Raw genomic sequence first — 25,218 nt, 5'->3', positions numbered from 1 at the left:
CATCCGTGGGCCTATTTGCGCAGGGCGATTGCCCGTGCAGAGAAAGTTACGGCACGGGTGAAAATGTCTTTAGTATTTTTTGAAGTTTAAGTTTTTAAATGGAAGCCAAGCCACCCCCGAAGGGGTGGCTGGCCCACTAGAACCAGAAGGAATACCTTGGGCGAAATTAGCGCAGGAGGCTGAGGACGCCTTGGGGTACCTGGTTGGCCTGGGAGAGCATGGCGGTTCCGGCTTGGTTGAGGATTTGAGCGCGGGTCATGCTCATCATTTCTTCGGCCATGTCGGTGTCGCGGATGCGGCTCTCGGAGGCGGTCAAGTTCTCGACGCTGACCTTGATGGAGTTCACAGTGTGGTCGAGACGGTTCTGGGTTGCACCCAACTTGCCGCGGACTTCGGAGACGCTGGAGATCAGCTTGTCGATGTCGTCGACGCTCTGGCGGGCCTTGACGTTGGAAGAAACATCCAGGGCGTCTGAGCCGAGCTTGTCGTAGACGCTCTTGAACAAGTCGATGTCGCTGGTGGCGATGGTCAGGCTGTCAGTCTTGGCGTTGTTCGCACCGACCTGGAACTTAATATCTTCGGTAGGAGCCGCAACCTTAGACTTGAGCGCTACCTGATCACCAACACGAGCCTCAGCAAAGGACTCAAGATCACTCCGGTTGGCTTTTGCATTCACCTTCACCGAAGTATTTCCACCGTCGGTGTTCATGAACAGCTCATAGGTACCATCAGCTTGGTTACCATTAGTTGCTTTGACGTAGAACTGGCCCTTTGCTAACCCGTTGCCATTCGCGGCAATCTTAATATCTGATTGGCCGGTCAACTTTGCGAAGTGCTCAAGAGCAGCTTGGTTATTTTCAGCTTCTTTGTTCGCCTGAACACTGAAACCATTTGCTGTGGAAAAGTCTTTAACTGCTTCAGTAGCAATGGGTAAAGTTGCACCATCAGTAATTAACTGGGTGTCACCTGCTCCCTTGCCACCTGTAGCGGCGGCTGAACCTTGGCCAAGAGCTTTTGCGGCATTGGTGATATCTGCCTGGGTAGCCGGAGCGCTTTTGCCTTGGGAGACGAAGAGTTTGCGGCCGTTGAATTCGGTGCCGACGAGGACGTTGCGGACCTGTTCTTTGAGTTCGCCGATTTCGGCGGCGATGGCTTGGCGGCCTTTGGCGTCGTTGGTGTCGTTGGCAGACTGGACGCTCAAGTCGCGCATGCGCTGGAGCATGGAGTGCACTTCGGTGAGTGCGCCTTCGCCAGTCTGGACGAGGCTGACGGCGTCTTGGGCGTTGCGTTTTGCAACCTTGAGGCCACCAACCTGTGAGCGGAGGCTTTCGCTGATGACCAGGCCGGCGGCGTCGTCGGCGGCGCGGTTGATGCGGAAGCCTGAAGAGAGGCGTTCAAGGCTACGGCCTTGTGAGGCTTGGGTGCCTTGCAGGTTGTTGTAAGCGTTGATAGCCATGGGGTTGTTCTGAATACGCATTGTCCTGGATCCTTCCGTAGGGTTTTAAAGTTTGGACTGCGGCCCGTCCGTGGGCCTATTGCGCAGGGCGATTGCCCGTGCAGAGAGAATTACGGCGGGGGGGGGGGGGGGTCCCCTTTAGGGTTATTTTTGAAATGTGCAAAAAAAGCAACAACCACCCGATAGACGGGTGGTTGTATGGGGGAAAGAGCGGGGTTGGTGGGGCTGCTTACCGCTGTGCGTTCAAACTACCCAGCTGGCCGATCAGCCACTGTTGCTGCCGTTGCATCTGGGCCATCGCCTTTTCCATCGCTGCGAACTCACTACGCAACTGATTACGGCGACGGTTTACCCGTCCATCAATCGTTTCAACCTGATTACGGAAATCACGATTGAGATTCTTCAATGAATCTACACTGCGCTGGATCGTGCCAGAGGTGGCATCGGTCGCCGTTTTCACCATATCCTTCACTCGTGCAGTGATACTGGTTTTGTCGTCTGCACTCCCATCGCCACGGATTAACTGTTCAACGGCCGCAGGGTCTTTCTTCAGGGCTTCTTTAAACTTATCCTCTTTAAACTCGAGTTTGCCTTCTTTGGTGACCTCAACGCCGATGGCCCCCATAGAGCTAAAGGGGTTTCCGTCAACAGGGTTCGTAAAGGAGCGCAAGAGGTTGTCACGGATACTCCGTGCGGTGGAATTACCCGCCAACTTACCGGCAACTCCAGTTACCTCACCTTTACCGCCCTTGTAGTCAATGCCGTATGACACGGCGCTATCAATATCACCGAGGGTTTCGTTAATCGCATTGACCAAACCCTTCACTCGGTCCACCAGGGTGTTTTGGTCATCTTCAATACTGAGCGTTACATCTTTACCAACGGCTTCTTTAGAAATGGTGAACGTCATCCCGTCAACCGCGCCGGTAAAGGTGTTGGTAGGGCTTTTCACTTCTACGTCGGTACCAGGAATGGTGACGAGGGCATCTTTACCTTCACTAGCCTGCTGGAAATCAGCCGTACCAAGGCCAGTGAGAGCAGATGCATTAACCGTGAAATTACCGTCCGCGCCAGAGCTTGCTGCCGACAACTGCAACCGAGCATTACCGTCACCGGTGTTAATCAGCGCAGCTTTTACCCCAAGGTCCTTGTTGTCATTGATCAGGTCGCGCAGCCCTTCAAAGGTGGTGCCGGCTTTAACTGCAACCTGCTTTTCTTCCCCTTTGGCGTTGGTAAAGGAGATGGTGGTGTCTTGGTCGCTAACCACAGCGTCACGCGCCAACGCTGCCGAAGAAACACGGGAGGCTGTTGTGGCCAGTTGCTTGACGTGAAAGGTAGCGCTCGCTGACTTTGCCCCTGCGCTCGACGTGACTTTAACCGCGTCAAGGCTTGAGCTTGCCTTGGTAGGCATGAAGTCAGCACCAATCACCCGCAAAGTGTTGGCTGCCGTTGTCACCTTGTTCAAGTTGCTCCGAACGCCATACCAGGTTCGCTCCGCATCTTTATTGGCGTCAATACGCTTTTCAAGCGCCGCAGCAGGCTGACGCTCAATCTGCATGAGCTGATTGATAATGCCAGTGGTGTCAAGGCCAGTTGCCAGGCCATCAATTGAAAAAGACATAGGAGAAACCTTCCGTGGTCGCGCCCCATGTTCGAGGCGGTCCGTAGAGGTATCGGCCCCTATCCAGGTACCTTGAGAGCGTCTTCACGGCTCATGACCACACCGTCTGACCATCCGTAGGGTCTACCCGGTGCCCCGATCACTCCATAAGGGTGATGGCAGAAGGTTTATGCCTGCCGTAAAACAGTTATGGCAAGAAATCAATCCGCATAGGACGCCGGAGCAACGGTTTCCCTGACCCACGAGCTTCTTCAACACGGACCTTCGGCTTTGGCCGTGCCGCACCGGCACGATTCGCACCACCGCGGGTGCGCCGATGCTTATCGTCGCGGTGCTTGCCACCCTTACCCTTGGCCGGTTTCCGCCGTTGGCGATCCTCCTTCGCTACCGAAGACGTACCGGATAGATCATCCTTATCGGTACGGGAACGACCCTTCTTCGTGTCAGCCGTCACCGGTTTATCCTCGGTTGCCACATGCTTTAAACGCTTTCGGGTGCGGGTACGCCGTGAGGATTTAGGGTCAACTTCGACCTCAATATCATCCACTTCATCTGGTATTGGTGGCGATTCAACGGGTTCAGGTGAAGTACGCACTTGTTTGACTCTCGTGCGGCGACGTTTAGACGTGCGCACCTCGTCCTCATCATCAGTACTCGTGGTGCGTTTCTTGGGTGCAACCTCGGCACGAACCGCCTCACCCCCACGCACCTTACGTTTCGGTTTGCGGTGGCTAGCCGGTTTGTCTTTCTCTAACTCAACCGTGCCATAGGCATTCGTTCGTTTCCGTGACCCCGTAACTGGCCCCAAATCAAAGAGTTCAACTAGCTCTGGACTCGTTGAGAACATTTCAGGGATTTCGGCCTCAATATCGAGTTCTCGCAGAATCATCTGCATACGCGGTAGCTCATTGTGCAGCACCAGCGTCACAGCCACCCCGTCATGCCCAGCGCGTCCAGTACGCCCGATACGGTGGAGATACATTTTTTCATCATCGGGCGTGTCAAAGTTGATCACGTGGGTGACATCGTCAATATCCAACCCGCGTGCAGCAACTTCTGTGGCACAGAGAATCCGTAACTTACCGCTTCGGAAGGCTTTGAGCGTACGCTCGCGTTTGTCTTGACTCAGTCCAGAGTGAATGGCTTTGATATTGAGCCCCTGGCTTGATAGCTCGGTACTCAACTTGTCAGCCATGCGCTTCGTTGAACAGAACACCACAGCCTTATCCACATCAGGGGCACTTAGGATTCGTGCGCACAAGGCTGGTTTGTTCATCCGATGGGTTAAAAAGAAGAACTGCTCAACCTTGTCTGGGGTGGAGTCATCTTCCTCTGTCTCGGCACGCATGAAGGTCGGGCTCTTCATATAGCGACGGCCAAGCGCAATGATGGCCGCAGGCATCGTGGCACTAAACAGCATCGTTTGACGGTCTTCACCAACCTGGCTAATCAATTCTTCTACATCGGGCAAAAAGCCCAAGTCCAACATTTCGTCGGCTTCATCCAATACAAGCCCACGGCAGGTCGATAAATCCAGATGGTTACGACGACAGAGGTCAAGGAGACGGCCAGGGGTTCCCACGATTAAATGCGCCCCACGCTTAATCGCAGTCACCTGGTCGTCCATGCTGACACCGCCATACACGGCACTGACCTTCACTTGTTTGCGTCGCCCGGCCATAGTGAGGTCTTCAGCAACTTGCATACACAATTCTCGAGTCGGCACAATCACGAGTGCTTGAAGATCGCCGGAGACATCAATGCGTTGCAGTAGCGGTAACCCAAACCCAAAGGTTTTGCCCGTGCCGGTGCGAGCCTGGCCAATAATGTCAGCCCCTTGTAAGGCGAGCGGCAAGGTAAGTTCTTGAATAGGGAACGCTGAGGTAATGCCTTGTTCGGCCAAGGCTTCGGTGATTAACGGTTCAACACCCAACTCGGCGAAGGTTCTAGATGGTGTGGGCACCAACAACTCCTGGGTTGTATTGGACAAGCCGCTGAATTGCGCCTGTCACTTGCAATACTCCAACCTAGTGCAGGTCAGTCAGACTTTAAGAATATATGAATGATCTCTTCCAACAGGTAGGCCAACCAAACCAATAATTGTCGCCACTCATCAGCCAAATGATCCATGTCATCTTCGGTCTGCACATTCGCTATTTGTGACAGGGACAAGCGGATATCTTGAATAACGACCATCCAGACATCTAGTTCCTCAATTGTTATCTGGGTCCTCCACTTTTGGCCGACAACCTGTCCGGGGAGTTCAAGCTGTTGTAGAACACGGGCGAAACGGTTTAATTTGAGGTGCCGTAACGCCACAAACTCGGCATTGTGTTTGTCATAGGCCAGCGCTTCGAGCGGGTTCTCAAAGATTGACGGAAAGAGCCGGTCAACGGTGGGTGGAAGTGGCTGGGTAGGGTCGGTATGGATCAGTGCGCCATGCACCATGCTGACCATGTCGTTAAAGACCTGGTATTCATCTAACGACATGGCCACGTGCACGGTGTTGTCATCGCGCAATTGAAAATGTGGCTCAGCAACAGAGCCCATGCCCTAGCCTCTCACCATTGACGCTTGTAAGCCATGCTGGTGAAGGCGACGGACATCACGTAAACAAGCGTCACGCGTGCCTTCAGCGACAGCTGCTTTCCCTTGATTGTGGACCTGGAGCATCAACCTCGTTGCAGTGGCTTCATCAAACCCGAATAAACGCCGGAGAACAAGCACCACATAGCTCATCAGCGTGACTGGGTCATTGAGTACAAAGACAGTCCAATGGCTCTCGTCATCCAAGTCGTACTGAATATCAATTTCTTGGTCGGCAAGGGGCGATGAGGACATAATCCGATGGTACGACAAGTAACCGGGTATGGGGAGAAATGCCCAAATGTCTGACCGGGGGTGACAGGGGTACGCTTGTACGCATGAAGCGTTGGCTGATCCCACTTGCCCTGACTGTCGGGGTATTTGTTGACTGGATGTTGTTGAGCTACCTCAAAGACCATATTGGGCTCGCATTCACCCTGCTCATCGTGGTTATGTTTATGCCATGGGGGTTATATCTTCAATTCAGCCAAGGCAAGGTTGTGCGTGATCAACTGGTTGAAGCGTTTATGACCGGCCAGCGTATGCCCCAGGCCGCCATGGAAGGTGCCATGGTGATGGTCGGTGGAATGTTGATGATTCTGCCTGGGGTGATCAGTTCCCTACTCGGTCTTGCCTTTGCCTGGCCAACCACCCGTCGGCTCCTGAGTCCCCTGTTCGTTCGTATCGTGAGTGCACAAGTCTCCCACGGCACCATTCCAGCCAGCCAGCTCCTGAATGATATGGGTGCAACGATGGGCGGTGGCAAGGCAAGTGTCGTTGACGCCAACCCGAAGGGGGCCCCACGGGGACGTTCACGGGCAGCAGGGTACCGCCGTACCACGGTGCGCAGCCAGACGAGTACCAGCACGGGCACACGCCCTACAACACCGCCGTCTGGGGCGACTCGACCACCGCGCCCTGGGTCTCGTGGAACGACCACATCCTCCCAAACAACGACAGGACATGTAACACCGCCCACTGGTCGGTCTACTCGAAAGAGTATCAGTGCTGAAGTTGTTAGTATTGAACGTACCCAGCCGCGCCCCACAGACGGCACAAAACGGTAATGGAGCTGGCACTGGTTGACCGGTGGAAATCACTGGCCGATGAACAGTGGGGTGACCTTCATCCTGATGACCATATCGGGCAGGTGGTACGCACCTATCGCATGGGTATGGATGTGAGTCAGGCGGATGGCCAACGGGTATTTGGTACCACAGATGATAAATACCGAGATCCCCTTGCAGCGCCAGCTACCGGCGATTGGGTTGTCGTATCAACACCTGGACAGCGTGAATATCCGCTCATTCGGCGTATTAACCATCGTGACACAATGCTTGTCCGTCGTGACCCAGCAGATCGGGCAGCCCCACAACTGCTGGCAACCAATACCGATATTGTGGCTATCGTCCACGGGGCAGACCGACCGGTCAATGCGCGACGACTGTGGCGAGCGTTAGCGGTTGCGGGTGGATCAGGGGCAGATGTCGTGATGGTCCTTACCAAGGCTGACTTGGATACGACGGGTAGTGCCGCACAAACGATGCAAGCTGCAGCGCCTACAGTGCCGGTCTACGTGACCGCAAGCGAACAAGGTGACGGTCTCCCTATGCTTCATCAGCTGTTACAACCTGACACGCAGGTGCCAGGCAAAACGATGGTGTTGATAGGCGAAAGTGGTGCCGGGAAAAGTTCGCTGGTGAATGCCCTCGTTAACGATGATGCTGTCGCGGTTGGGGCAGTGCGCGACCTGGATGCGAAAGGCCGGCACACGACAACGCATCGTGAGCTTATCTATTTGCCGCATGACGGTGGGGCAGTGTTGGATACACCAGGGGTACGTGCTATCGGCATGTGGCCAGGATTTGTAAACGTCGCAGTGCCCTTTGCTGATATTGCTGAGGCGGCGATGAATTGCAAATTTGCAGATTGTCGGCATCGCAACGAACCTGGTTGCGGGGTGCGTCAAGCATTGGCTGACGGCAACCTTACCCAAGAGCGGGTTGATGCGTGCCTAGAACTGATTGATGAAGAAGCCCAGGTCGCAAGAGAGTTAGAAACGAAACACTGGCGGTAACTACACGCCGGCGTTAGCAGTCCAATACATCCCGTCTGGCATATCGAGCACCATGCCAGCTCGGCGGGCTTTTGCGAGCTGGTCGGTAGCCTCACGAAGGCTCAATCCACATGCGGTTGCAAAGTCTTTGATCGAGAACTGGGTGTGCCCCAACACGTAGGTTGCTACATCATCGTGCACCATCGCACGCAGGCGCAGTGACGAGCTCCGTTCTCGGAGTTGATGTTCAGCGCTGTGGGCAATGGCCCAGACCTGCCAACTCAACCATTGAGCAAGACCGGTTCGGCGCAGACTGGCACCCACTTCACGGTGATAGGCCATGATGTCACGCGCCCAAAACGCTTCGGGATTCAACTGGTCAGCCATATCACCTTCACTGGCCAAGAGCACCAGGCGGGCAGCGAGGCGCGCAACTCGGCCATTTGCGGACGAAAATGGCATAACGGTCAGAATGCGCCAGTTCACGACACCGGCTACCACGAGTGGGTCGTAGCGCCAGGATTTACCCAAAATCCACAAGCCCAGGTCGGCCATCAAATCGTCAACGGCTGATGACGGAGGAGGAGTGTAGATGGCTTGACCAGTTTGGCTATCGCTCATCACATGGTCTATGGAACGCCAACGACCTGCGGTGTCATCGGTGGCGAGGCCGTTGGTAACCATACGGTGGATAATTTTTAATGCGCCAATAGGGTCGGCGAGCCATCCAGGGATGAGGGTTTGACTTGCAGAAAGCACATCGCGCATGCACTGGTATTCCTGGCGTTGCACAGCCAGTGTGTCATTGAGATCGACGATACCGAGCGGGCCGGTATCTTGCGGTGCACGCTCAACTTGGTCAAACCCCTTAGCTAAATCCAGCGAGGTATCACACCCATCTAAGCGCAGTGAATGCACTGCGACGGAGCGATGGGTGGCGTTGCGTTCGCTCAATTCAAAGACACTGTTGAGCGAGCGATCTTCTGGATTTAAGAGCGCCAGAGCAGCCCGCGCCCGACCGGTCAGGTCAACAAGGCGTTGGTCTGCCGTAATGAGAGGCGCGATACTGGCTGGGTAGGCGCTCATAGACATTAATGCTCGATATCGTGAATGGGCATGGGATAGGGAGAGTCTTCTCGTGACTTGGGCTTTGGCGGTTCCATCGACGGTTTGGGGGCTGTACCGCTCCCGACGTAAGGCACCAAATCAGCGATTGAGTTCATGATGGCGGTCGGGAAGAACGGGAAGGTTGTCACTTCCTCAAGCTGGGTTGACCCTGTCAGGGTCAAGTAGGTGCGCATACCAGCTTCCATACCTGCAACGACATCTGTGTTCATCCGGTCACCGATCATGGCGGTGGTTTCCGAGTGGGCATCAATACGGTTGAGAGCCGAACGGAACATCATGGGGTTTGGCTTGCCGACGTAATACGGCTTCACGTTTGTTGCCTTGGTGATGAGGGCGGCAACGGCGCCGGTCGCAGGCAGCGGGCCCTGTGGGCTTGGGCCGGTGGCATCTGGGTTCGTTGCGATAAAGCGAGCACCATCTTTAATTAAGCGAATGGCCTGCGTGATGGCATCAAAACTGTAAGTACGAGTTTCACCGAGCACCACATAATCAGGGTCAAGGCTCGTCATCGTCAGTCCGGCCTCATGCAGTGCCGTGGTTAATCCAGCTTCACCCATGACATAGGCACTCGCCCCTGGCATCTGGTCGTTCAAGAACACAGCGGTTGCGAGCGCAGATGTCCAGATACGCTCTTCGGGAATGTCGAGGCCTTGGTGGTGGAGCTTGGCGGCCAAGTCGCGGGGGGTGTAAATGCTGTTATTGGTTAAAACCAAAAACGGCACCTCTTTTTCAGTTAATGCCTGAATAAATTCACGGGCACCGGGGATGGCTTCTCCTTCACGGATCAGCACCCCGTCCATGTCGGTTAACCATGCTTCAATCGGTTGATTTAATGTCATGCCACAACCTTATGTTATGCATACAAAAATGCCCCTCTTTACTGATGAACGTTTTATGCAATTACGCGAATGTACAAGATTTCGTAGGTATGAATGCTATTCACACATGAGGCAACCAATGGATATGACCACAAAACAGGGTTGATCGCCTAGCCTTGTGCCTATGTTGCACGAACACCCAAGCGCATTGTTTACGGATTATTACGAGCTGACGATGATGGCTGGCTATGCCCAAGCCCAACTTGCGGATGCTCCCGTGACCTTTGATTTCTTCTTTAGACGACTCCCGTTTGGGGTTGATTTATTGGTGACATCTGGGCAGGCAGCTGCGTTACAGTTTTTAGAAGCGTTGCGCTTTACCCAAGCCGACTTGGACTATTTGCGTTCAACAAGCCTGCCCAGCGATTTCATTGAACAAGATCTTGCCAAGATGCGCTTCACCGGTGACGTATGGGCCATGCCTGAAGGCACTGTGGCGTTTGGAAATGAACCGGTTCTTCGGGTTCAAGCTCCACTTGCCCAAGCACAGCTCGTGGAAACGGCGCTAATTAACACGATGTGTTATTCAACTCTTGTGGCGTCTAACGCAGCGCAGGTTCGTCGGGTGAGTGGTGGCGCGTTGATTTTGGAGTTTGGTGCACGACGGGCCCATGGCCCCGATGGGGCAATGACGGCTAGCCGTTCAGCCTATTTGGGTGGATGTGACGCAACGTCAAATGTCGAAAGTGCCAAGCGATACGACATGCCTGTTGCGGGAACACAAGCGCATGCATGGGTGATGGCCTTTGACACTGAGTTAGAGAGCTTTGAAGCCTTTGCGCGCACATTCCCCGAAGATTGTGTCTTACTCGTTGATACCTATGACACGTTAAACACCGGAGTTCCCAACGCTATCAAGGTTGGGTTAGCGATGCGTGAACGGGGGGAACAACTGAAAGGAATTCGCCTCGATAGTGGCGATCTCGCATATCTGAGTACCGAAGCACGCCGAATGCTCGATTCAGCCGGCTTGCATGATGTGATGATTGTGGCCAGCGGTGATTTGGACGCCCAGCGGATTGCTGAATTGCGCGCCAAAGGTGCCCCTATTGATTCGTATGGGGTTGGTACGAGCCTGGTGACGGCCAAACAAGATCCCACGATTGCGGGGGTCTACAAGATGGCTGAAATCAATGGGGTACCTGTTGCGAAACGGAGTGATACCCCGGCAAAAACATCAAACCCTGGGCGAAAGCAGGTGTGGCGTACGGATCAAGGTGATGTAATCGGTCTCGACAACGAAGACCAGCCCGGAGAACCGCAGCTGGTGCAGATGATGGCCAATGGCGAGATCATCGTTGATATTCCGACCGTGCATGAATCACGTGAACGTGCCATTGCACAGCAAGCCTGGCTGGCTGAGCATAGCCACGATGGGATCGGGCGTGACTGGCGAGTTGAACGGTCTGCTGCCTTAGAGGCATTACGCACACAGGTATTGGATGATGTTGCTGATGGGCGCCGCGATTAAATCGCACAAGGGGTAGCCGATAGAAGATAGCTGAACACTACGAGTATCAGCGTCGAGGCGGACCGATGAGTAGGCACCAACTCCAGCAACATACGTGGGCATTCGCTCTAGTACTGAGCGTTGTGCTGTGTGGATGTGCAAGTACACCTGCCCCGGTTATCCCCGCCGATGCAAGCCCTAGCCGTGATCCATCCGCACAGGCGATTGCGTCGATACCGAACGGTCCATCCTCTCCCCAGTCAGGGGAAAGTGGGCAAGGAACGCATAGCGAAGGAAGCCGTGAACAATCATGGGAATCCACAGTAATCCAAGGAAATCCAACTCCTTCAATGCGGCCGTCTGTAGCCACCTCCGCATCAGCCAGTCCTTCTGTCTCCCCATCTGCCGCAGTGTCATCGAACCTACCTGACCGCTTTGACGGGAAGGTAGACCGGCTCGTCAAGGATGCTTGCACCGCACCCAAGGGTGCCGTTGATGATGGTTGGCGGGTTGTCATGGTCGGCGGGCGTGCTCCAGAATCTCAAAACGCTGAGGATTGGAAACACTTTGGGTTACTCGTTGATCCGGTGTGTTTTACTGGTGGGGCATCACCAACTATTTCCAACCCTGGAGGCGAACTGTACTGGCTGCGTGTCCATGATGAGGTTCGCTATGCCTGCGCCGAAGGGTTGAGCCCGTGTGCACTCGGACTTTTTCGACGGACCCTACCCCCATATCCACCCAGTAAACAGCCGCTTGGTGAACGGCAGTGGCCAGTCGCTGCCATCAGAGTGACGGGAGGCAAGATTGACCGGGTTGAAGAAATCGTGATGCCAGGTGATGTACCACGATCCAGCACACCGGGCATCCAACCGGCCCCAGGCGTAGCGGGCGACCCTGTGGCTCAACCAGGAGGCCATCCTCCGGGCACCCTCGGTGCAGGTGAGTGACGAGAAGACACCTCGTTGCGCAATGTGGACGGCTTACGCCTCTCCGCGGTCCTGTGTTGCTGTGCGAAGCACGTGCAAAATGTCATCACCGTACAGCACTACCTTTTTTGGTCCCATCCCATACACGGCTTCAAGCTCTTGGGGAGTTGCCGGCATCGTTTCAGCAATGGCCAGCAGGGCAGTATTCCCGAGAACAACAAAGGCTGGAACACCGTCGGACTTCGCCCGTGCCAACCGCCAGGTTCGTAACGCCTGTACCACAGCGGTTTCAGGTAACTCACGCCCAGGTTTGGCCCTCGATGCCTTCCGTGCTGCCGTCTCCACCCCAGGAATAAAGGGTGACGGTTTCCGCTTCTGTGCCTTCCCCGAGACCGGGTGAACCCGCAGTTGGGCGTAAGAAAGCAATAACAACTGCTTTGCGCGGGTACAACCCACATAAAACAACCGCTGTTCTTCGGCTTGTTCTTCTGGCGTTTTCGCTTGCGTGACCGGGAGAAAACCACGTTCACAGGCAGGGATAATGACCACACGAAACTCGGTGCCCTTGGACTTATGCAACGTCATCAGCGTGACAGCCGCCTCCTGCACATGCCCTTGACGTGCTCGACGGGCATCTACCTCACCAATAGTTTCTGCAAGGGAATGCCCAGCTTTGATGAGGTTGATGCACTGGTTGCGAATAGTCGCAATAACCTGCCAGGTTTCTCGTGCTTTAGCGCCAACGGGAATGGGAGCCGTTGGAGACCACCGCAATCCCCGTTTGATTAGTACATCTAACTCTGCGATCATGCCCTCAACAGTTGGTGGGGGAGGCGTACCCACTAACGGTGGCCGATTGGCTTCTTGCTCTTGTACCTGGTGGTACGCCGTTATGAGGGCCTGAATGACGGCTACAACTTCACGGCGAGCATAAAACGACCCTTCCCCAGGGATAACCACAGGAATTCCAGCCTCCCACAAGGCTTGTTCCCAGTCGGCGGTTTGTACATTCAGCCGTACCAATATGGCAATGTCACTGGCTGGCAGGCCATGGTCTAGCAGTTGTTGAATCTTCTTGATCGTGCCCGCTTGTTCATTCGCTGCGGTTGTGTAGGTGTACACCTTTGGTTCAGGGCCATGACATGGGGCTTGGGCGATCAGGTTTGCCTCATTGGGCAAAATCTGATTGGTGAACGCCACAATCTCGTTTGTTGACCGATACGACTCGCGTAACGCAACGGTTGCAGCCTCTGGATAGTGGTCAGTGAATCCCGTCAGATAGCTCGCATTTGCGCCGGTAAACCCAAAGATTGACTGGCACGGATCACCCACCACACACATCTCACCACGGCCACCATCCCACAGGCGTAACAATGCCCATTGGAGCGCATTGGTGTCTTGGAACTCGTCAATGGTGAAGGCTCGATAGCGTTCTCGAATGGTCGTGATCGCGGAGGTATCACCCAGGCGAATCGCCAGGCGCAACATATCGTGATAGTCGATCCAATCATTCAAGCGCTTGGCTTCGGTGTAGTCGGTAATCGCATCGGCCAAGTCGGTAGGACTGACAAGCTCATCTCGTCCACTCGTTGCCACCTGCTCAGGGGTGAGGTTCGCGTTAGCGGCCCAGTTCATTTCGTTGATAAGGTCAGCCGCTTCCACATCGAGTCGTCTCGCAATCGGCCCAACCACCCGGAACGGGTTTGGTATGACCTCAGGGATAGGTCGATCAGAAAGGTGGCCCCAGAAATACCTCACCTGTGCCCAAGCTGCGGCGTGGACAGTGGCTGCCCGAATTGAAGTTGGCACTCCCAAGGTGGCGAGTCGATCACGGAGTTCTCCAGCCGCACGGTCGGTGAACGTCACTGCCATGACCTCACTGGGTGCAAACGTACCAGTGTGAATCTGATGGGCGATCCGATGGGTGATCGTGCGGGTCTTACCGGTTCCAGCTCCAGCCAAAATACGGACAGGGCCGCGTAGGGTTTCTACCGCTCGTCGCTGCTCGGCGTTGAGCCCTTCTAAATACTCCACGCCCACAGGCTAGTCGCTCAATCACCTCACCCACTCGGTGAGGATGGAAGCCTACGTTGATTCTATGAAATCTCGGATAAGCACCGGGCCGCCCTGTTCACGTTTAGATGCGTACATGGCGTCGTCTGCGGCAACAAGTAAATCACTAAAAGACTTGACTTCATCAGTTAAGACGATCCCGACCGATGCGCCCGTATTCACCGGAGCTTCATCGATAAGCACCGGTCGTGAGAGGGCCATATCCACACGCTTGGCTACCCGCATAGCCTCTTCTTCGGTTGCGTAGGGGAGGAGCACCGCAAACTCATCTCCACCTAAACGGGCTGGCGTATCCGTATGGCGCACGATGGCTCGAAGCCGTTCAGCGACAGCGCGCAAGACTTCATCGCCTGCTTTGTGCCCTTTCAGGTCATTCACTTGTTTGAACCCGTTAAGGTCGATCATCATGAACGCCAAGGAACGACCCAACGTTCCTTCACGCATAAGGCGAACCTTCTCAAGGGCACGTTGAAGTCCTCGGCGGTTGGCGAGACAGGTCAGCTCATCCACCCAGGCCTTTTCAGCTTGACGACGTAACTCCATACGAATAGTGATGTCGTACAAGGTGGCCAAATGCCCAATTAGTCGATCACCATTCGTTAAGGGTCGAGTATGGACTTCTACCCAGGTTCCCCCATCCTGGCAGGGGAGCCACACCTCATTTGGACCGCTTGTTTCGATACCACGCGGGGGACGCCATTCTTTAATGTGCCCAAGTTGGTTCCAAAGACTTTCACCAACATCGTTGAACCCGTTACGAAGCTGGTTGTACACCGAGTTAGACCATTCGATCATCCCGTCAGGTGAGGTGCGTACGACCGCCACACTGACCGCGTTTAACAAGTCGAGACCGCCGTGAAGATCGGTGGTTGGGAACACAAATACCAAAATGGCTGTTTCGATGTGTTCAAACATCACACGCCACCAGGTTTCGTTATCTGAAGCACAAACGTCTTGTTCAGATTTACCTTTTTCGCGTAACACCTGGCTCAGTGCGTTATTAGTTACCGACAACACATCCCGTCCAAAATGCAGCCCCATTCCTGGCTGCCCGTCGGGCAGATTGGGACTGATGTTGTGGTCTATCCATGCCCGGTTTGTCCAGGTGATGTGACCCGACAAATCGAGCAGAAGCATCGGAACGGAAAGAAGATCAAAAAAATCTGCCCCTGGCAATAAATCCAGTGGATCTTCGGGGGTGTTGTCGGGCGAAATGTCCTGGTTCATGGGCAGTGAATCCTATCGGCACGCTCTTTCCCGATTTAAGCAAGTCTCCACGCTTACTTTGCTTATTGTGGATGTCTCACCTCACATACACTCTAACTATGTTTTTACGCCCAGACATCGCCAGAAGTGACTTCTTTCTTGTGAGTGCCTTAATTCTGTTCGGACCACTCTTGACGTCTCTGGTCACCGGACTCATTCCTGATCCAACACTCCAGTACTGGGTACGTACCTTACTTGTGGCAGGGCTATTGGTTGGTGTTCCATTCTGGTTGCAGTACAGCCGGAAACAACCAGTCAGTGACTTGTATCGTGGCACAGTCAAAGACGGGTTCAAAGGCGCGGTTGTCGCCCTCCCCCTTGTGCTTGCCGTCTTAGCTATCCAGGTAGGTACAGGTGGTATTGGGCTCTTTGGTGGCATCGGCGGGTTTATACCAATTGCGTTCAAATGGATTGGGCTTAGCGTCGCTATCACGTTTATGGTTCTGCGAGCTGAGGCGGCGTTCGGTGGTTTTCAGGCCCCTGCGAGTGAGGTAACCATGCGAATGGTTGGGGTGATGATTGGGCTTGGTTTGGTCGCTGCCATGGGCTTTTCTATCATCGGGGCACTCTCCAACGCACAATTCGAAACAAGCCTGCGTGAGAGCACTATCGTTGCCCTCCCAATTGCCTCTGGTGCTGCCTGGTTACTGGCTGAACGAGTGCTTGGGTTGAGTGGCAACGTGTATAAAAATACGTGGTACACCATCGGCGGTATTTTGTTCTTAGCTGAGGTCAATATCTTGGCGGTGATTACGAACTTCCCTGGCTTTGCCTTTTCACTCATCATGCTTGGCCCCCTTGCTGCATTAGCGATGGTCATCATGGCTGCCCGAGAAACCAAACACTCTGTCTGGTTCGGCTATGGCATGGGCATTGTCTACGCCCTGGCATCAGTTCCAGGCCTTGCACTATTTCAGTAGATGGCTCTTGCCTAGTGCCTCCGCCCATTTCTTGGCAGTGAAGTAAGCGCCTAGCGGTAGTTTTTGGCCGAAAACGGCCCGTAGGCGCTTACTTGAATGGCGTTTATCGGCCTGAAGGGCCGCGCAGCCCGTGTTACACCCAACAGGTTGGGCTACAGGGTTCAATAGGGAGCTGTGGAATAGCCGTGGCAACGTCTCTCGCCGTTTGACAAGGTCGTTCAACGATGTCCGCCCAGCCAAAACGCAACGTGACAAATCCGCGTCGTCTGGCTGCATAATCCTTATCACGGTCCCGTTTTAAGACCCTGGGGTTGAGATGAAACGCATCGCCGTCAAGTTCATAGATCGTCTGATAGTGCGGCCACGCCCCGTCTCGTCGATACCCATCAGGACAAATCCACTGGCGCTGTGACGGTGCCATGTTGTGGGCTTGTTCAACATTTACGAGCCAGAGATACTCCAGGACCGAATCAAAAGCTGGCTCACAGGCCATTAATGTGGTGAATAGGTGCCGGTGGCGTTGGCGGTCGCGCTCAATGAAATCTGCCTGACAGTGTTCAACCTGGTGAGGGAACTTCGCGCGGGTTCCAATAATTGCAGTTGCCGCTTTCGTCTCGTCTGTCACCGTATTTAAATAGTCCAAGAGGGCGTCGCCAAGGCTCAGGAGCATCCCGTTATGGTCTTTACGGTTAAGGCGGCCGCGTTTGTCACGATGAACGACGTAGGGTGTATGCGCCAGAGGTCGAATCGTTCGTGTCGGCGGGATCCATAGGTCAATCTGTGCTGGCGGTGACGGAAGAACCCCTCGCACAAAGAGGTTTGCGGCACCACCAATGGCTCCGTCACGGCCACAGATGAGCGGGGTTGCCAACACCCAATGGGTAAAGGTGGGGGGATCGGCATGGAGATACCACACGCCGCGATGCATACGTTGCCAGCCTCGGCGTTTACCTGCTCGGAGGATTGATGCATCAAAGCCGGCTGCAATCAATTCGTCGAACGTGACGACCCCTTGCCGTCGTGACGCGAGTGTTGTGAGTATGGCGAGTGCATTAGTGTCCATAGTCAAGTAATACCACGTAAAAACCTGTTAGACATCTCAATATCTGGTGTCTGTGGGCAGGCTACCCCTCGTGAAGTAAGCGGCTAGCGGCAGTTTTTCGTCGAAAACAGCCGCTAGGCGCTTACCTCACCTGAATGAGATCATCGTGAATACCAAATGTGCGCCCAATCCATCAGGAGGAGGCGCATTTGGGTGGCCAAGGGTTAGGCTGGCCTGTCTTACGCGTGGTGGCTTGTGCGCACTCACATATAAAAGGGAGAAACGATGGCCGAGTTTGTGTATGTCATGAAGGGGCTCACCAAGGTGGTGCCCCCTGCTAAAGAGTTACTGAGCAATATCTGGTTGAGCTTCTTACCCGGCGCCAAAATCGGGGTGATTGGCCAAAATGGTGCAGGTAAATCCACCTTGATGAAAATTATGGCTGGGGTTGACACCGAGTTTGAAGGTGAAGCCTGGGCTGCTGATGGCGTGAAGATTGGCTATCTCCCCCAAGAGCCAGAACTAGATGAAACCAAAACCGTTCGTGAAAACATCATGGATGGTATTGGTGATGCGGTAGCCCTTGTTGAGGAATACAACACCCTTACCGCCAGTATGGGCGATATGGACCCCGACGAGATGGATAAGGCCATCGAACGGATGGGGGTGCTCCAAGACAAGATTGAAGCGGTTGATGGGTGGGATATTGATCGCACCGTAGAGATCGCAATGGATGCCCTACGTGTTCCCGATGGTGACAGTCCCGTAACGCATCTCTCTGGTGGTGAGCGCCGCCGGGTAGCCTTGTGTCGTCTATTGCTGAGCAAACCGGATATGTTGCTGCTAGACGAACCAACGAACCACCTTGATGCCGAGACGATCGCCTGGTTAGAGCGCTTTTTGGATGAGTACCCGGGCACCGTTGTGTGTATCACGCACGATCGGTACTTCTTGGATAACGTTGCCGGTTGGATTCTTGAGATGGACCATGGCAAGGGGCTGCCCTTTGAAGGCAACTACTCTGCCTGGTTGGCCGCGAAGGAAGAACGTCTCCGTATTGAAGCCAAGGGTGAGAATAAGCGCCAAAAAACGTTGGCCCGTGAGCTTGAGTGGGTGAATGCATCGCCGCGTGCGCGCCAAGCTAAGAGTAAAGCACGTATCAGTGCCTACGAAGAGTTAGTTGCCCAGTCCAATAGTCGTGAGAATGCTGAGTTGGAATTGAAGATTCCGATGACTGGTCGATTAGGTGACTTAGTTGTTGATGCGTCACACATCACTAAGGGCTATGAAGATCGTGGTCTGTTGATTGAGGACCTTACCTTTAAGTTGCCTCCCGGCGGCATCGTTGGGGTGATTGGTGCAAACGGTGCTGGGAAATCCACGCTCTTTCGGATGATTGTGGGTGAAGAGGCGCCTGATGCCGGTGAAATCAAGGTGGGGGACACCGTTGACATCGCCTATGTGAATCAGGGGCGAGACGAATTAGACCCCAACAAAACGATTTTTGAAGAAATTACTGATAACAATGACTTGCTGATGATTGGTGGCCGTGAAGTGAACGGGCGTGCCTATTGTGCGCAGTTCAACTTCAAAGGTTCTGACCAGCAGAAGAAGGTTGGCCAGTGCTCAGGTGGTGAACGCAACCGTATCCACCTTGCCAAACTGTTGCGCCGTGGTGGCAACTTGTTGTTGCTTGACGAACCAACGAACGACCTTGATGTGGATACCTTGCGTGCCCTGGAAGAAGGGCTAGTGAACTACCCCGGTTGTGCCGTGGTCATCAGCCACGATCGCTGGTTCTTGGACCGCATCGCAACCCATATGCTCGCCTTTGAGGGAGACTCCCAGGTCTACTGGTATCCCGGTGGCTACAGCGACTACGCAGAAGACCACAAGAAACGCACCGGAGGCGATGACCAACCCCATCGGTTGAAGTACAAGCCCATTACACGATAGGGCAAACAAGAGTTAATGCGGCGCCCAGACTGGGTCCATCAATACTGAAAACTAGGACAACGCCCTCGTCGTGAGGTGGCGCCGCAAGCTCGTTTCTGAGCTAATGATCCGACCACTTGGACGCAGGTACGCGGTTCACCTCGTGGCTTATCTCCGCAATCGAACTCGTCTTCTGGCCAGTTCTAGGTGTATTAATTACTTCGTGAAGGAATGCTGAGGTAGCATAAGATCCTATAGCTATATTTAGCTTAAAACTAAAGTATTTACTAGGTTCCTCTACTTTTTCAATTATCGAATCGAAGAGCGTGGGTCTAGCAGGTTGATTTGGCAATTGAGTTCTCGAATCAATCTTTTAATGATTATTTATTCAGTATAAGATACTTGCTACTCCCAATATCTATAGGGGCTGCATTTCATTTTGATATGTATTATTGCTACTGTTCTAATGTTTGTTAGCGTTTATTGATTTTGAGTGCCAGAATTATTTACTATTCAATTGAACTTGAGTGCTAGCAAAAAGGTCTCCTAAGTGCCTCTTGTCTTGTCTTAAAAGAGCCATTAGCAATAATAGTGCGCCGAATGACATACTGAATATAGACAATGTGATTGATGGCAAATTGAAGTTTGTATATACACCATGAATCGTAGAAACGTGTCCTAGCTGCCAGGGTAGAAATTTTATGCCATTCCTTATTAAACTGGCTTTCATAGATTTCCTCTCATAGAAAAGGGTCAAACCAGCGATTCTTTTTCCAATACTTCCATCTTTTGAATAGTCTAAGTAAGAAAAGATTAGAATAATAGGAATTACTGATGTTACAGTTACAAGTAGCTGGGATTGCAATTCAGTCATTTCAGGAATACCCTTAAAGGAAAATGCGTAGAACATCATCGTTGCTGCGAATAAGAGCGCCAGATAGAGAAGAATGATCAGATAATCAAAAAGCAACTCTTTTATCCTATTTTTAATTGGGATTGGGTTGTTGGTATTAATCATCGATATACCCTCCTGTAGGCTAAATTGAAACTACTTCATATCTATTATCTAACTAATTGTCATGTATCTGATATATCGACGGATTCTTTGGGAAACCTATAGTTCTTACCTATGCATAGCTTTACTGGTGCTAAGAATGAAATAAAAGCTCCTGACTAAATACGATTCCTAGTGCTGTATGCACCAGCATAGCCTACCGAGAATAAAACATCTGTTTGATTATGGTTTGTCTTCTCACCTCGTCCAGACTTCCAATATTTATTTGGTAGAAGATATTTGCCTTGGATTGATTTTAAGATAATTCTCTTGATGCTATTTTCCTTGATAGAGGCCATAATGAAAGTACTATTTCGGTGTCTGTAGTGTTGACACATAAAGCCATAATCACTATCCTGTTTCTTCTCTTAGTCGTCTACTGGTTCTCTATCTGGTTCGATGTACCCACAAATGCCCAATCAGCCAACTTCAGCGCAAGATCCGTATACACCGCAAGAACAGCCTGAGCAGCCAAGGGCTGACTATCCGTTTGGAGTGGGACCCGGACAGCCATCTCCCCAAGGTTCCACTCAACCGGTAGATCAGGTGCAGCCATACTCGCCAGAGCCAGTGGAACCTGGGGTGAGAGTACTCGCACGGGTGATTGATGCGGTCCTTCTTTCCTTCTTAATAGGCTTACCGATCGCCCTCGTAAAATTTCTTCTTCTTGGGTTTTTAACGCATAATTCAGCAGCAAATAGCGCTGAAGTTGCTACGGTGTTGCTCAACGATAAAATCGTTTCGACGGTCTCGTATGTTATGTTTTATATCGCCGTCTTTCTTAATGATGTGGTATTCGTAGCCTTCAAAGGTGCAAATATCGGTAAGTTGCTTATTGGACTTCGTGTAATAAATGCAGAAACAGGGGATAAACCAACCTTCGGACAGGCAGCTGTTCGTACGTTGGTGTACTTCAGTGTGCCGATGGTGTTCTCATTTATCAGCATTTGGGTATCTACCGCTATTTTTCAATCGCTTGCGATACTGAGCTATATATGGGCACCCATCCTGTTGATTACGATAGCAATATCCCCTCCAACCTTTCAGGGATGGCACGATAAAGCGGCCCGTACAACAGTCATTAAAAAGCTATAACCTAGTAAACGCCCGGATCGCCGGGCGTTTACTAGGTTAGTGGCGAGATAGTCAGCAGTACTATCTGAGGGTTTGGAAGAAACCGAGTACTCGACCACACATAAAGAGTGCCTTGGCACGCTGAGTATCCGCAAGCTCATCAAGCACGGCCAGTGCGCCAGGAGTGTTCAAATCATCCTCAAGCTGGTCGCCCAATTGTGCTAACGCTTCGGTTAAGTCTGGATCATTGAACCCGTCAATCTCTGCCTGGGTGATGGGACCACCTGTACGATCCCCAACCACCCGCTGCCAGCGGTGAACGCGAGCCTGGGCAGCATCCATCACCTCAGTGGTGTAGGTCCAGTTCGCCCGATAATGATTATTTAGGAGCATTGCCCGGATAGCGTCGGCGCTGTACTCATTTAACAAGTCACCAAGAAAGACCAGGTTACCGAGGCTTTTGCTCATCTTGACGCCTTCAAGTGCCACCATGCCACAGTGCATCCATACCCGCGCCAAGGGGTGCTGTCCGGTCAAACTTTCAGCTTGCAAGATTTCTGACTCATGGTGGGGGAACACCAGATCGCTGCCACCACCATGAATATCCATCGTGGCACCAATATGTTCATGAATCATGACTGAACAGCCGATATGCCACCCAGGACGACCAGCCCCCCAGGGTGCTGGCCATGATGGTTGACCATTCTCACTAGGCTGCCAAAGCAAAAAGTCAAGGGTGTTCTTTTTATCCGGGGCGTCAGGGTCACCACCCTTTTCACGGAACTGTTCAAGGGCTTCGTCTTTGGATAATTGGGAGAACGCCAAATAGTTGGGATGGTCGATGTTGAAGTACACCCGATGGTCCGGGAGTGAGTAGGCCACACCACGGTCAATGAGCCCTTGGATAAAGGGAATCATTGCATCTACATTGTCCGTGACAAATGGTTCAACGGCAGGTGGACGCAGGCCAAGGCGGGCAAGGTTGGCATCAAATTGAGCAGCCTCACCGCGAGCTAATACCTGAAAATGTGTATCACGCTTCGCCGCAGTCCGTAACGTGTCATCATCGAGGTCCGTTACATTTCGTACATAGTGCACGGTATGACCAATACATTCGAGATAGCGAATCAGTGCATCAAAGCTCGCATATACAAACGCATGGCCAAGGTGAGCTGCATCGTAGGGCGTAATACCACAAACATAAAGACGAACCGTTTGGGCGGGCACAAAAGGCACCACCTCTTGGGTTCGAGTATCAAACAAACGCATAGGCCTAGGGTATGCGTTCTGGTTCGTTTAGAACAGTGATAACTGGCGAATGGGCGCCCAGCTCATCCGGTGCAGGGGGCTTGGCCCGTGCTGGGCGATGGCCTCAAGGTGGGTGGTACTCAAATAGCCTTTATTGGCTTCAAACCCATAGATGGGATAGGTGTGGGATTGGTCAATCATCAGCGTGTCACGGTAGACCTTCGCCACAATGGAGGCCGCAGCAATGGATCGGCTCACACGGTCACCCTTGGTGATGAGTGTTTTCTTACCCGAAAAGTGGGGGCAAAAATCCCAATTTCCATCAATAAGCAAAGAATCCAAAGGAATAGCAAGGTTATTGATGGCGCGCTCTGCTGAACGTTGGAGGGCCCTGGATAACCCGATGGTGTCCACTTCTGTGGCGCTTGCTTGTCCGATACCCACTGCATGTGCACGTTCATAAATACGTTCAGCAAGATGGCTCCGCGCCGCACTAGTTAGCGTTTTGGAGTCGCGTAACTTCAAGATGGGTTTGTCAGGATCGAGCACCACAACAGCATGTACAACAGGGCCGGCTCCTGCCCCACGCCCCACCTCATCAATGCCACCAACGACAAGGCCGTCCGCCCAGTCCGCTTGTTCGTGGCGGAGATGGGGGACGGCTTGTGATGATGAATAATGCATAACTGAGGGTTAGCTGGTGGCTTTAACTCCAGTCAACTCCACAGTGCCCTTCTTTTCTTCACCCGTATTGGTTCGCCAGGCGAACTCAACCCGAGTTCCGGGTTTGGTAGCACGGATACGACCATTCAAGTCACCCATGCTCAGCACTTCGTGGTCGTTGAAGTGGGTAATCACATCCCCTGGCTGCAAGCCCAGTTGGTCGGCGCTGGAGTCTTGAACCACCCGCAACACTAAGCTGCCGCGGCTCGTGGGGAGATTCATTTGTTGGGCTATGTCAGCTGGCACGTCAGCCCCGGCGATACCCAGTTGGGCGAACTCGTAATACCCCGTCTCAATGAGCTGGTCAGCAATCCGACGCACCGTAGGCGATGGAATGGCGAAGTTCAAGCCATTATCAAAGCCTTGTCCGAGAGAACTTGGGCTGAACCCTGCGGTATTGATACCAATGACGTTACCTTCAGCGTCCAGTAAGGCCCCACCTGAATTACCAGGGTTAACCGCCGCATCCGTTTGAATCATGTCAACCATTGGCACGCCAGTATTGGCCACAAAGGAGCGTCCAACGGCACTGACGATACCGGCAGTCACCGTTGATTCAAGGCCTTGGGGTGCCCCAATGGCGATAGCTGTTTCACCAACGGTTGGTTCATCCGTATCGAAGTTCAAGGCGACGAGATTATCTGCCTCAATCTTCAATACTGCTAAGTCAAAGTCACGGGCAGTGCCAATCACCCTGGCATCAAGTACACGCCCATCGGTGAGCTTGACCCGTACCGCACGGGCGCCACTGACAACGTGTTCATTGGTGACGAGATATCCATCTTTGCGGTACACCACGGCCGACCCAGAAGCGCTTTCGGTTTCAACGACAGCCACACTTGGCAACGTATCGCGGGCCACGGTGGCAATCGTATTGTTACCGACCCCGGCAGGAGATTTACCGGTTGTCGAACCGGCATTGCCTGAGGTGCCAGGTTGGTTCCCCGCACCATTTCCTCCACCGGTATTTCCGTCTCCTTCACCAGCACTTCCGACTGAGCCAGCCGGATCCTCGACCAGTTGGGCGGCATCGGCGGCACCAGGAACAGTTGTTTTTGCTTGGTCAATCAGGTAGTTGACGCCTAAGGTCGCTGGAACTGCAATGATGGTGGCGATGAGACCAGCTCTCAATGCGGTGATCCACTGTTTGGTTTTATCCCTGGCTAGGGTCGTAGCACCGGACAAGTCTCGCGGAACTGATGCCGCAGCTTGCCCAAACGGACTTGCTGGATCAGTGGTGATACCACTGCCTTGGTCACCTGATACCGTTCGTTCGGTTGGTAACTCAGTCGTTACTTCAGCCTGGTCGGGGTGGCCAGGTGACGCACTTGGCTGTCCAGGAGCGGTATGAAGGGGGGAAGTAGCTGCTGGTTCGGTAATATCAGCAGGCACGGTCCCAAAGGGCTCAGGCTGCCTTCCCGCGCCAGCCGCAGCTAACCCAGCCGTGGTTGCCCCTACGCCGATACCAACTGCTGCAGCAACGCCACCGGCGGTAGCAGCGGATGAGGGCGTTTCCCCAGCCGGAGCAGCTGTGGGAGGGGTGGGGGGTAATACTGCAGGATCACCAGGCTGACCGGATGTCGGCCCATCCATCACCATGGGTTGTGACCTATCACTCCCTACGGCACCGGCTGGTTGAGCACCTGGGGATCGCTGTTCAAACCGTTCAGCGTCGGCGGATTGGGCGGCTTTGAGTTCGTCGGTGGCTTCGGGTGGGTTGATGTAGTGGTTGGTGGCGAGGGTTTTTCGGCCGGTGGGGTCGCCGATGGCTGAGCCGCC

At 53.3% G+C, this 25,218-nt stretch carries 22 protein-coding genes; 7 read left to right on the top strand and 15 right to left on the bottom strand.

Annotation, left to right across the window (positions count from 1 at the left end; genetic code table 11):
* Positions 1-166: 166 nt before the first annotated feature.
* The 5 genes from VCU37_RS08580 to clpS all read right to left on the bottom strand — a co-directional run bounded on the left by VCU37_RS08580 (position 167) and on the right by clpS (position 5,918).
* Positions 167-1,477, bottom strand: a complete 1,311-nt coding sequence (locus VCU37_RS08580; RefSeq protein WP_336250234.1) for a flagellin N-terminal helical domain-containing protein — start codon at positions 1,475-1,477, stop codon at positions 167-169.
* 208 nt (positions 1,478-1,685) lie between these two features.
* Positions 1,686-3,077: a flagellar filament capping protein FliD gene (gene fliD, locus VCU37_RS08575; protein WP_336250233.1), complete on the bottom strand. Its 1,392-nt coding sequence runs from the start codon at positions 3,075-3,077 to the stop codon at positions 1,686-1,688.
* 187 nt (positions 3,078-3,264) lie between these two features.
* Entirely contained in the window at positions 3,265-5,040 is a 1,776-nt protein-coding gene (locus VCU37_RS08570; RefSeq protein WP_336250232.1) for a DEAD/DEAH box helicase, read from the bottom strand.
* 74 nt (positions 5,041-5,114) lie between these two features.
* Complete coding sequence (locus tag VCU37_RS08565; RefSeq protein ID WP_336250231.1) at positions 5,115-5,627, bottom strand: DUF2017 family protein; 513 nt, start codon at positions 5,625-5,627, stop codon at positions 5,115-5,117.
* A 3-nt stretch (positions 5,628-5,630) separates the two neighbouring features.
* A complete protein-coding gene (gene clpS / locus VCU37_RS08560) occupies positions 5,631-5,918 on the bottom strand; it encodes an ATP-dependent Clp protease adapter ClpS (RefSeq protein WP_336250230.1) in 288 nt (95 codons plus the stop codon).
* An 83-nt stretch (positions 5,919-6,001) separates the two neighbouring features.
* Here clpS and VCU37_RS08555 point away from each other — a divergent pair, with 83 nt between their 5' ends.
* Entirely contained in the window at positions 6,002-6,730 is a 729-nt protein-coding gene (locus VCU37_RS08555; RefSeq protein WP_336250229.1) for an FxsA family protein, read from the top strand.
* Positions 6,730-7,740, top strand: a complete 1,011-nt coding sequence (gene rsgA / locus VCU37_RS08550; protein WP_336250228.1) for a ribosome small subunit-dependent GTPase A — start codon at positions 6,730-6,732, stop codon at positions 7,738-7,740. Before VCU37_RS08555 ends, rsgA begins: the two co-directional genes overlap by 1 nt.
* Here the strand turns inward: rsgA and VCU37_RS08545 are convergent, their stop codons facing one another.
* Together VCU37_RS08545 and VCU37_RS08540 are read right to left on the bottom strand one after the other, a co-directional pair.
* Positions 7,741-8,811, bottom strand: coding sequence for a Fic family protein (locus tag VCU37_RS08545; RefSeq protein ID WP_336250227.1), 1,071 nt, complete (start codon positions 8,809-8,811; stop codon positions 7,741-7,743).
* Positions 8,811-9,686, bottom strand: a complete 876-nt coding sequence (locus VCU37_RS08540; protein WP_336250226.1) for an HAD-IIA family hydrolase — start codon at positions 9,684-9,686, stop codon at positions 8,811-8,813. The genes VCU37_RS08545 and VCU37_RS08540 overlap by 1 nt, the downstream gene beginning before the upstream one ends.
* Before the next feature lie 163 nt (positions 9,687-9,849).
* Here VCU37_RS08540 and pncB point away from each other — a divergent pair, with 163 nt between their 5' ends.
* Positions 9,850-11,196 carry a nicotinate phosphoribosyltransferase gene (gene pncB / locus VCU37_RS08535; RefSeq protein WP_336250225.1) on the top strand — a complete coding sequence of 449 codons (1,347 nt, stop codon included), beginning with the start codon at positions 9,850-9,852 and terminating at the stop codon, positions 11,194-11,196.
* Positions 11,197-11,261: 65 nt separating this feature from the next.
* On the top strand, positions 11,262-12,125 hold the full coding sequence (locus VCU37_RS08530) for a hypothetical protein (protein WP_336250224.1): 864 nt from the start codon (positions 11,262-11,264) through the stop codon (positions 12,123-12,125).
* A 33-nt stretch (positions 12,126-12,158) separates the two neighbouring features.
* Here the strand turns inward: VCU37_RS08530 and VCU37_RS08525 are convergent, their stop codons facing one another.
* A complete protein-coding gene (locus tag VCU37_RS08525) occupies positions 12,159-14,138 on the bottom strand; it encodes an ATP-dependent helicase (RefSeq protein ID WP_336250223.1) in 1,980 nt (659 codons plus the stop codon).
* Between the two features lie 51 nt (positions 14,139-14,189).
* Positions 14,190-15,404 carry a sensor domain-containing diguanylate cyclase gene (locus VCU37_RS08520; RefSeq protein ID WP_336250222.1) on the bottom strand — a complete coding sequence of 405 codons (1,215 nt, stop codon included), beginning with the start codon at positions 15,402-15,404 and terminating at the stop codon, positions 14,190-14,192.
* Between the two features lie 98 nt (positions 15,405-15,502).
* Here VCU37_RS08520 and VCU37_RS08515 point away from each other — a divergent pair, with 98 nt between their 5' ends.
* Complete coding sequence (locus VCU37_RS08515; RefSeq protein WP_336250221.1) at positions 15,503-16,363, top strand: hypothetical protein; 861 nt, start codon at positions 15,503-15,505, stop codon at positions 16,361-16,363.
* A 133-nt stretch (positions 16,364-16,496) separates the two neighbouring features.
* Here the strand turns inward: VCU37_RS08515 and VCU37_RS08510 are convergent, their stop codons facing one another.
* Entirely contained in the window at positions 16,497-17,426 is a 930-nt protein-coding gene (locus VCU37_RS08510; protein WP_336250220.1) for a type IV toxin-antitoxin system AbiEi family antitoxin domain-containing protein, read from the bottom strand.
* Between the two features lie 264 nt (positions 17,427-17,690).
* Between VCU37_RS08510 and ettA the strand changes: the two genes are divergently transcribed.
* On the top strand, positions 17,691-19,361 hold the full coding sequence (gene ettA / locus VCU37_RS08505) for an energy-dependent translational throttle protein EttA (RefSeq protein ID WP_336250219.1): 1,671 nt from the start codon (positions 17,691-17,693) through the stop codon (positions 19,359-19,361).
* 481 nt (positions 19,362-19,842) lie between these two features.
* Here the strand turns inward: ettA and VCU37_RS08500 are convergent, their stop codons facing one another.
* Positions 19,843-20,358 (bottom strand): RDD family protein, encoded by a 516-nt coding sequence (locus VCU37_RS08500; RefSeq protein ID WP_336250218.1) that lies wholly within the window; start codon positions 20,356-20,358, stop codon positions 19,843-19,845.
* A 412-nt stretch (positions 20,359-20,770) separates the two neighbouring features.
* Complete coding sequence (locus tag VCU37_RS08495) at positions 20,771-20,950, bottom strand: hypothetical protein (RefSeq protein WP_336250217.1); 180 nt, start codon at positions 20,948-20,950, stop codon at positions 20,771-20,773.
* 26 nt (positions 20,951-20,976) lie between these two features.
* On the opposite strand from VCU37_RS08495, the gene VCU37_RS08490 reads away from it, so the two are divergent.
* Positions 20,977-21,489, top strand: coding sequence for an RDD family protein (locus VCU37_RS08490; RefSeq protein ID WP_336250216.1), 513 nt, complete (start codon positions 20,977-20,979; stop codon positions 21,487-21,489).
* Positions 21,490-21,549: 60 nt separating this feature from the next.
* Here VCU37_RS08490 and cysS read toward each other — a convergent pair whose 3' ends face one another.
* The 3 genes from cysS to VCU37_RS08475 form a co-directional block, all read right to left on the bottom strand.
* The gene (gene cysS, locus VCU37_RS08485; protein ID WP_336250215.1) at positions 21,550-22,737 is read right to left on the bottom strand and encodes a cysteine--tRNA ligase; all 1,188 of its coding nucleotides are present in this window, start codon (positions 22,735-22,737) and stop codon (positions 21,550-21,552) included.
* Positions 22,738-22,764: 27 nt separating this feature from the next.
* Positions 22,765-23,400 carry a ribonuclease HII gene (locus VCU37_RS08480; protein ID WP_336250214.1) on the bottom strand — a complete coding sequence of 212 codons (636 nt, stop codon included), beginning with the start codon at positions 23,398-23,400 and terminating at the stop codon, positions 22,765-22,767.
* 9 nt (positions 23,401-23,409) lie between these two features.
* The coding region (locus VCU37_RS08475) for a trypsin-like peptidase domain-containing protein (protein WP_336250213.1) at positions 23,410-25,218 on the bottom strand (1,809 nt) is incomplete at its 5' end.

It is taken from the genome of Stomatohabitans albus (genome assembly GCF_036336025.1).
In the GTDB taxonomy this organism is placed as follows: domain Bacteria; phylum Actinomycetota; class Nitriliruptoria; order Euzebyales; family Euzebyaceae; genus Stomatohabitans; species Stomatohabitans albus.
The sequence above is the reverse complement of the archived record's forward strand: the minus strand, read 5'-3'. Positions and strand labels throughout refer to the sequence as shown.

Coding starts and splice junctions, on each gene's coding strand:
- VCU37_RS08500 (WP_336250218.1), bottom strand. CDS start 20,358: ATGATTAATACCAACAACCCAATCCCAATTAAAAATAGGATAAAAGAG.
- cysS (WP_336250215.1), bottom strand. CDS start 22,737: ATGCGTTTGTTTGATACTCGAACCCAAGAGGTGGTGCCTTTTGTGCCC.
- VCU37_RS08530 (WP_336250224.1), top strand. CDS start 11,262: ATGAGTAGGCACCAACTCCAGCAACATACGTGGGCATTCGCTCTAGTA.
- clpS (WP_336250230.1), bottom strand. CDS start 5,918: ATGTCCTCATCGCCCCTTGCCGACCAAGAAATTGATATTCAGTACGAC.
- VCU37_RS08495 (WP_336250217.1), bottom strand. CDS start 20,950: ATGGCTGCACCTGATCTACCGGTTGAGTGGAACCTTGGGGAGATGGCT.
- fliD (WP_336250233.1), bottom strand. CDS start 3,077: ATGTCTTTTTCAATTGATGGCCTGGCAACTGGCCTTGACACCACTGGC.
- rsgA (WP_336250228.1), top strand. CDS start 6,730: ATGGAGCTGGCACTGGTTGACCGGTGGAAATCACTGGCCGATGAACAG.
- VCU37_RS08520 (WP_336250222.1), bottom strand. CDS start 15,404: ATGAACCAGGACATTTCGCCCGACAACACCCCCGAAGATCCACTGGAT.
- VCU37_RS08480 (WP_336250214.1), bottom strand. CDS start 23,400: ATGCATTATTCATCATCACAAGCCGTCCCCCATCTCCGCCACGAACAA.
- VCU37_RS08555 (WP_336250229.1), top strand. CDS start 6,002: ATGAAGCGTTGGCTGATCCCACTTGCCCTGACTGTCGGGGTATTTGTT.
- VCU37_RS08515 (WP_336250221.1), top strand. CDS start 15,503: ATGTTTTTACGCCCAGACATCGCCAGAAGTGACTTCTTTCTTGTGAGT.
- VCU37_RS08540 (WP_336250226.1), bottom strand. CDS start 9,686: ATGACATTAAATCAACCGATTGAAGCATGGTTAACCGACATGGACGGG.
- pncB (WP_336250225.1), top strand. CDS start 9,850: ATGTTGCACGAACACCCAAGCGCATTGTTTACGGATTATTACGAGCTG.
- VCU37_RS08510 (WP_336250220.1), bottom strand. CDS start 17,426: ATGGACACTAATGCACTCGCCATACTCACAACACTCGCGTCACGACGG.
- VCU37_RS08545 (WP_336250227.1), bottom strand. CDS start 8,811: ATGTCTATGAGCGCCTACCCAGCCAGTATCGCGCCTCTCATTACGGCA.
- VCU37_RS08565 (WP_336250231.1), bottom strand. CDS start 5,627: ATGGGCTCTGTTGCTGAGCCACATTTTCAATTGCGCGATGACAACACC.
- ettA (WP_336250219.1), top strand. CDS start 17,691: ATGGCCGAGTTTGTGTATGTCATGAAGGGGCTCACCAAGGTGGTGCCC.
- VCU37_RS08580 (WP_336250234.1), bottom strand. CDS start 1,477: ATGCGTATTCAGAACAACCCCATGGCTATCAACGCTTACAACAACCTG.